5 protein-coding genes are annotated in these 6,859 nt (G+C 69.5%); all 5 read left to right on the forward strand.

Annotated features, from left to right (window positions below; genetic code table 11):
- Nucleotides 1-179 precede the first annotated feature (179 nt).
- Genes AB0D27_RS28100 through AB0D27_RS28120 form a run of 5 tightly spaced genes read left to right on the forward strand, consistent with a single transcriptional unit; the run spans nucleotide 180 to nucleotide 6,755 of the window.
- Nucleotides 180-1,808 (forward strand): ABC transporter substrate-binding protein, encoded by a 1,629-nt coding sequence (locus tag AB0D27_RS28100; protein ID WP_362514315.1) that lies wholly within the window; start codon nucleotides 180-182, stop codon nucleotides 1,806-1,808.
- Nucleotides 1,809-1,826: 18 nt separating this feature from the next.
- Nucleotides 1,827-2,789, forward strand: coding sequence for an ABC transporter permease (locus AB0D27_RS28105; protein ID WP_362514317.1), 963 nt, complete (start codon nucleotides 1,827-1,829; stop codon nucleotides 2,787-2,789).
- Nucleotides 2,786-4,759, forward strand: a complete 1,974-nt coding sequence (locus AB0D27_RS28110; protein ID WP_362514320.1) for a dipeptide/oligopeptide/nickel ABC transporter permease/ATP-binding protein — start codon at nucleotides 2,786-2,788, stop codon at nucleotides 4,757-4,759. The genes AB0D27_RS28105 and AB0D27_RS28110 overlap by 4 nt, the downstream gene beginning before the upstream one ends.
- Complete coding sequence (locus AB0D27_RS28115; protein ID WP_362514323.1) at nucleotides 4,756-5,823, forward strand: ABC transporter ATP-binding protein; 1,068 nt, start codon at nucleotides 4,756-4,758, stop codon at nucleotides 5,821-5,823. The genes AB0D27_RS28110 and AB0D27_RS28115 overlap by 4 nt, the downstream gene beginning before the upstream one ends.
- The gene (locus AB0D27_RS28120) at nucleotides 5,820-6,755 is read left to right on the forward strand and encodes a dihydrodipicolinate synthase family protein (protein ID WP_362514326.1); all 936 of its coding nucleotides are present in this window, start codon (nucleotides 5,820-5,822) and stop codon (nucleotides 6,753-6,755) included. Before AB0D27_RS28115 ends, AB0D27_RS28120 begins: the two co-directional genes overlap by 4 nt.
- The last annotated feature ends 104 nt before the right edge of the window (nucleotides 6,756-6,859 follow it).

Consider the following 6,859-nt stretch of genomic DNA (forward strand, 5'->3'; position numbering starts at 1 on the left):
CGTCCCACCTCCGGGCTGATTAAACGCCAACCGCCGCCAACTACCCTTGTTTCACACCGTCATTGGTCGCACCTGTGGAAGATACGCCATTCGTGTCGGAGCCCTTGACCGCCCCGACGGCCCCTCCTATGGTCACGCTGCTCCCCATGACGTAGGACGTCGTATCTCCTGGAGGAACCGTGCGCGACGTGACCCACACTCCGGCGCTGCACCGCCGGTCGTTCCTGAAGTACACCGGCGCCCTCGGTGCGGCCGCCGCCCTCTCCTCGTCGCTGGCCGCCTGCTCGTCCGGGCCGGAGTCCACGAACGACACGGGCGGCGGAGGCGGCGGCAAGAACGCCACCCTGACGGCGGTCATCGGCTACGGGAACGACGGCAGCTGGGATCCGACGCAGACGGCGTCCGCCTTCTGCATGGCCGCCAACAACCACATCTACGAGGGCCTGCTCGACACCGACCCGATCTCCCGCGAGCCGTACGCCGCGCTCGCCACCGAGGTGCCCTCCGACCTCAGCGGCACGTCCTGGAAGTTCACGCTGCGGGCCGGGGCCACCTTCCACGACGGAAAGCCGGTCACCGCCGACGACGTGGTCTTCGTCTTCGACCGGATCCTCGACCCGAAGACCCAGACCCTCGCCAAGGGCTTCTTCGCGAGCTGGCTGAAGGAGGTCCGCAAGATCGACGCGCAGAACGTGGAGCTGGTCCTGAAGTTCCCTTTCCCGGAGGGGATTTCGCGGCTCACTCTCGCGAAGATCATGCCGAAGCACATCTTCTCCCAGCCGGGCGCCTGGGACGACGCGATCAAGGGCAAGGCGATCGGCTCGGGGCCGTACCGGCAGACCGCGCACCACCCGAAGTCGAACACCACCTTCGAGGCGTTCGCCGCCTACAACGGGCCGCGCAAGCCCGCGTTCAAGAAGATGAACTGGCTGACCATAGTGGACGCCGCGCCCCGCGTCGCGAAGATCTCGGGGTCCTCCGCCGGCGCGCAGATCGCCGACAACATCCCGTACGCCAACATCGAGCAGCTCAAGAAGGGCGGCATGACCGTCCAGGGCGGCGCGGGCATGAACAACCTCTTCCTCATGTTCAACACCCAGCACAAACCCTTCGACGACGTACGGGTCCGCCAGGCCCTGCACTACGCCATCGACACCGGCAAGATGGTCGAGGTCGCCCTCAAGGGCCATGGAAAGGCGTCGACTTCGTTCCTCAACGAGGGCAACCCCAGCTACCGGCCGGCGAAGACCGTCTACGCGTATGACCCGGAGAAGGCGAAGCGGCTTCTGAAGGAGGCCGGGGTCAAGGGGCTGAAGATCGAGATCCTGTCGGTGAACGTCAGCTGGATCGTGGACTGTCTGCCGACCATCAAGGCGTCCTGGGACGCGATCGGCGTGCAGACCACGCTCTCGCCGCAGGAGACCACGGCCGTCTTCACCAAGATGGACCAGAAGCAGGACTACCAGGTCGTCGCCGCCGCCTCGAATCCCAATCAGTTCGGGCTGGACGCCGACCTGATCATGCACTACAACTACGGCCCCCAGAACCTGTGGATGGGCTACGCCCGCTGGTCCGGCGACTCCGTGGCCAAGAAGCTCTTCAAGGACATGGACCAGGCGACGCGGGAGCCGGACGCCGACAGGAAGAAGACGATGATCCAGGATTACATCGACATCGTCGCCGAGCAGGCCGTGCTCTACCCGGTCGTGCACAACGAGCTGATGACCGCGTGGAATCCGAAGAAGCTCACGGGGATAAGGGCACAGCCGTATCCGGGTATCAATCTGCTGCAAGCCAAGTGGGTCTAGGCGTCGGGGAGTTCGCACGTGGTCGCCATCGCCAGGATCCTGCTGCGCCGCGTCGCGCTGCTCGTGCCGCTGATGCTCGGGATCGTCCTGTTCGTGTTCTTCGTGATGCGGTTCTCCGACGTCGATCCGGCGTCCGCGTTCTTTCAGGGCGCCAATCCGACGCCGCAGCAACTGCACGACTTCCGGGAGCAGAACGGGCTGCTGGATCCCCTCCCGGTGCGCTACGTCCACTTCGTGGGCGACCTGCTCCACGGCGACATGGGCACCAGCGCACTGACCAGGGGATCGGTCCTCGACCAGGTCACCACCGCGCTGCCGCTGACCCTCCAGCTCACCTTCCTGGGGCTCGGCATCGCCGTGGTGCTCTCGCTGCTCGGCGGTGTCACCGCCGCGATCTACCGCGACCGGCTGCCCGACCAGATCATCCGCGTCGTCTCGCTGACGGGTGTGGCGGCGCCGGGTTTCTGGCTGGCGCTGCTGATGATCCAGTACCTGGCCGTCGACCAGGGCTGGTTCCCCACCGGCGGCTACATCAATCCGGCCGACTCACTGACCGGCTGGCTGAAGACCATGGCCCTGCCCGCGCTCGCTCTCTCCCTGCCGGTCGCCGCGCAGCTCACCCGGATCGTGCGCACCTCGGTGGTCGAGGAGCTGGACAAGGACTACGTACGGACGGCGATCGGCAGCGGTCTGCCGCCCCGGGTCGTCGTCGGGCGGAACGTCCTGCGCAACGCCCTGATCAACCCGCTCACCGTGCTGGGCCTGCGGGTGGGCTATCTGCTCGGCGGCGCGGTCGTCATCGAGACGATCTTCTCGCTGCCGGGCATGGGGAAGCTGATGATCGACGCCGTGAAGAACGGTGACCCGGCGGTCGTGCAGGGCGTCGTCCTGACCACGGCCACCGGCTTCGTGGTCGTCAACCTCGTCATCGACATCCTGTATCTGCTGGTCAACCCGCGACTGAGGGATGCGACCACATGACCACTCGTACGCGTCTCGCGGAGGTTCTCTCCCGTCCGGGCATCCGCCTGCGGGGCTGGCGCCGGCTGCCGCTGATCTCCCGTGTCGCCGTCTGCTTCCTGGCCGTCGTGGTGCTGGTGGCGCTGTGCGCGCCGCTGCTCGCCCCGCACGACCCGCTGGACCAGCAGGCGCCGGTGGACGGCAGCGGGCATCCGTCCGCCGGGCACTGGATGGGGCAGGACAGCCTCGGCCGGGACATCCTCAGCCGTCTGATGTACGGGGCCCGCTGGTCCCTCGCGATCGGCCTCGGCGCCACCGCGCTCGCCCTGGTGGTGGGAGCGCTCCTCGGCGCCCTCGCGGCGACCTCCCGCAAGGCCGTCGACGAGACGCTGATGCGCTGCCTGGACGTCGTGATGGCGTTCCCCGGTATCGCGCTCGCCGCCGTCCTCGTCGCCGTGTTCGGCGGCGGCATCACCGTACTGGTCTGCGCGATCGCGTTCCTGTTCACACCGCCCGTCGCACGGGTCGTACGGGCGAACGTCCTCGACCAGTACGGCGAGGACTATGTGACGGCGGAGCGCGTGATCGGCGCGCGTACCCCGCACATCGTGCTGCGTCATGTGGCCGTCAACTGCGCGGCTCCCGTGCTGGTGTTCTGCACCGTGCAGGTCGCGGAGGCCATCGTCTTCGAGGCGTCGCTGTCCTTCATCGGCGCGGGCGTACGGCCCCCGGACCCGTCCTGGGGCAGCGTCATCGCCGACGGCAAGAACATGGTGCTGACCGGCGGCTGGTGGGCCACGGTCTTCCCGGGCCTGCTGATGCTGATCACCGTACTGTCGCTGAACATCCTCTCCGAGGGTGTCTCCGACGCGTGGGCGGCACCGGCGGCCAGGGAGGTGTCCGCGCCCGCGACGGAGGACCGCCTCGAGGCGCCGGAGCCCGGCAGCGGGAAGGTCCTCGAGCTGCCGGGGCTGACGGAGGCCGCCGCGCGCCTGCGCTCACGGGCCCGGCCGCTCCCCTCCGGTCAGCCCGTGCTCACCGTCGAGAACCTGGCCATCGGCTTCGACGTCCGTCACGGGGGTGTGGACATCGTCGACGGCATCAGCTTCGAGGTGCTGCCCGGTGAAGTCCTCGGCCTGGTCGGGGAGTCGGGCTGCGGCAAGTCACTGACGGCGCTGACGGTGATGGGTCTGGAGCCGAAGGGCGCGCGCGTCCGTGGTCATGTCCGGTTCGCGCAGCGGCAGTTGATCGGCGAGCCGATGCGTGTACGTCGCCGGCTGCTGGGCCACGAGATGGCGATGATCTACCAGGACGCACTGTCCTCCCTGAACCCGGCGATGACGATCCGCGCGCAGCTGATGCAGGTGATACGCCGGGGCGGCAAGCGTACGGCCACCGAGTTGCTGGAACTGGTCGGCCTCGATCCCGAACGCACTCTGCGCAGCTACCCCCACGAACTGTCCGGCGGCCAGCGCCAGCGCGTCCTGATCGCCATGGCCCTGTCCCGCAGCCCCCGGCTGATCATCGCCGACGAACCGACGACGGCCCTGGACGTGACGGTCCAGGCGCAGGTCATCGAGCTGCTGCTGCGACTGCGCGCGGAGCTGGACTTCGCGCTGATCCTCGTCTCGCACGACCTGGCACTGGTATCGGCGGTCACCGACCGGGTGGTCGTGATGTACGGCGGGCAGATCGTCGAGACGGGCGTGACGGCGGACCTGGTGGAGGCACCGGCCCACCACTACACGCGCGGACTGCTCGGCAGCGTGCTCTCGCTGGAGTCCGGGGCCGAACGCATGACCCAGATCAAGGGGGTCGTGCCCTCCCCCGCCGACTTCCCGGCGGGCTGCCGCTTCGCGGACCGCTGCCCGATGGCGAGCGAGGTGTGCCGCACGACGGCACCGGATCTGCTGGGCACACCCACGCACACGGCGGCCTGCCATCACCCGGCGGTCGACCTGGTGACCACCGAGAGCGAGGCCGTCACGTGAACACGCTGGTGCAGCTGGCCGACGCACACGTCGTCCACAGGGCCCGCAGCGGCGGCCTGTTCACCCGGGACAAGGTGTACGCGCTCACCGGCGCCGATCTCAGCGTCGCGCCCGGCGAGACGGTCGGTGTCGTCGGGGAGTCCGGCTGCGGCAAGTCGACGCTCGCGAAGGTGCTGGTGGGTGTTCAGCGGCCGACGTCCGGCACGGTGACCTTCCGCGGCCGGGACCTGTGGTCCATGAAGCCGGACGAGCGGCGCACGGCCGTCGGCAGCAGCACCGGCATGATCTTCCAGGACCCGTCCACGGCTCTGAACCGCCGGCTGTCCGTACGGCAGATCCTGCGCGATCCGCTGGACGTGCACCGGCGCGGCACGTCACCTGAACGAGCCGACCGCGTACGCGAGTTGATGTCACTTGTCGGTCTGCCGCGCGCCCTCGCGGACGCCCTGCCAGGGCAGCTTTCCGGCGGACAGCGCCAACGCGTGGCCATCGCCCGCGCTCTCGCCCTCGACCCGGACCTGGTGGTGGCCGACGAGCCGACCAGCGCGCTCGACGTGTCGGTCCGCGCCCAGATCCTGAATCTCCTCCTCGATCTGAAGGAGCGTCTCGGACTGGCCCTGGTGTTCGTCTCGCACGACATCCAGACGGTACGGCGGATGAGCGACCGGGTGATCACGATGTACCTCGGCCGGATCGTGGAGGAATCACCGGCCGCCGAGGTCACCGACGGCTCCCGCCACCCGTACACGCGGGCCCTCTTCTCCGCGACCCCGGGCCTTCTCGACCCCATCGACCCGATTCCCCTGGTCGGCCCCGTCCCCTCGGCGACCCGGCCGCCGAGCGGCTGCCCGTTCCGTACCCGCTGCTGGAAGGCGGACGAGGAATGCGCCGCGAAGATGCCCGACTTCGCGGCCGCGTCGACCCCGGTTCACCGCTACCGGTGCCACCATCCTGTGGCGGAGGGTCAGTCGACGCGCGCGCTGGTCGCGCAGGCCGAGTCCGCCGCCCCGGCCACCGCCATGGCCGACGTTCCGTTCCAGCAGCACATCAGGGAGCCTTCATGACCTTCCCCGCCCCGCTGACCGGTGTCGTACCGCCCGTCTGCACTCCCCTGACACCGGAACGCGAGGTGGACGTCCCCTCACTCATCAGGCTCGTGGACCATCTGGTGGACGGCGGGGTGCACGGCCTTTTCGTCCTCGGCTCGACCTCGGAGGCGGCGTATCTGACGGACGCGCAGCGCCGGCTGGTGGTGGAGACGGCGGCCGGGCATGTCGCGGGCAGGCTCCCCGTCCTGGCGGGCGCGATCGACATGACGACCCCGCGCGTCCTGGACCACGCCGCCGCCGTCACCGCCGCGGGCGCGGACGCGATCGTCGTCACCGCCCCCTTCTACACCCGCACCCACCCGGCGGAGATCTCCCGCCACTTCCGCCTTGTCGCGGCGCGCGTCCCGGTGCCCGTCTTCGCCTACGACCTTCCCACCTCCGTCCACACCAAGCTGAGCGCCGAGCTGGTCCTGGAGCTCGCCGCGGACGGCGTACTGGCCGGCCTCAAGGACTCCAGCGGCGACCTCGGCGCCTTCCGCACCGTCGTCACCGGTGCCCGCGCCCACCCCGACATCACCGGCTTCACCGCCCTCACCGGCTCCGAGGTCGTCGTCGACTCGGCCCTCGCCCTGGGCGCGGACGGGGCGGTGCCCGGCCTCGCGAACGTGGATCCGGCCGGGTACGTCCGCCTCTTCCGCCTCTGCCAGGAGGGCGACGGGGACGGCGCCCGCGCCGAACAGGAGCGCCTGTGCGCCCTCTTCGGCATGGTGAACGTCGGCGACCCCACCCGCATGGGCGGCAGCTCCTCGGCCCTCGGCGCCTTCAAGGCGGCGCTGCACCTCCGGGGCATCATCGCCTGCCCGGCCACGGCGGAGCCACAGATTCCGTTGGCGGAGGGGGAGGTGGAGCGGGTCGGGAAGTACCTGGCGGGGGCGGGCCTGCTGTGACGCCGCGAGAAGAAACCAGCCCGTCCGGCGTTTGAGGACGAGCGCGAAGCGCGACAGGGGGGGTCTGGGGGGCGGATCGACTTCCACACCTACAGCGAACTGGT

It is taken from the genome of Streptomyces sp. NPDC048415 (assembly GCF_040651675.1).
Taxonomy (GTDB): Bacteria; Actinomycetota; Actinomycetes; order Streptomycetales; family Streptomycetaceae; genus Streptomyces.

Bases quoted from the DNA above. Each gene is read 5' to 3' on its own strand.
- AB0D27_RS28110 (WP_362514320.1), top strand. From the start codon at position 2,786: ATGACCACTCGTACGCGTCTCGCGGAGGTTCTCTCCCGTCCGGGCATC.
- AB0D27_RS28120 (WP_362514326.1), top strand. From the start codon at position 5,820: ATGACCTTCCCCGCCCCGCTGACCGGTGTCGTACCGCCCGTCTGCACT.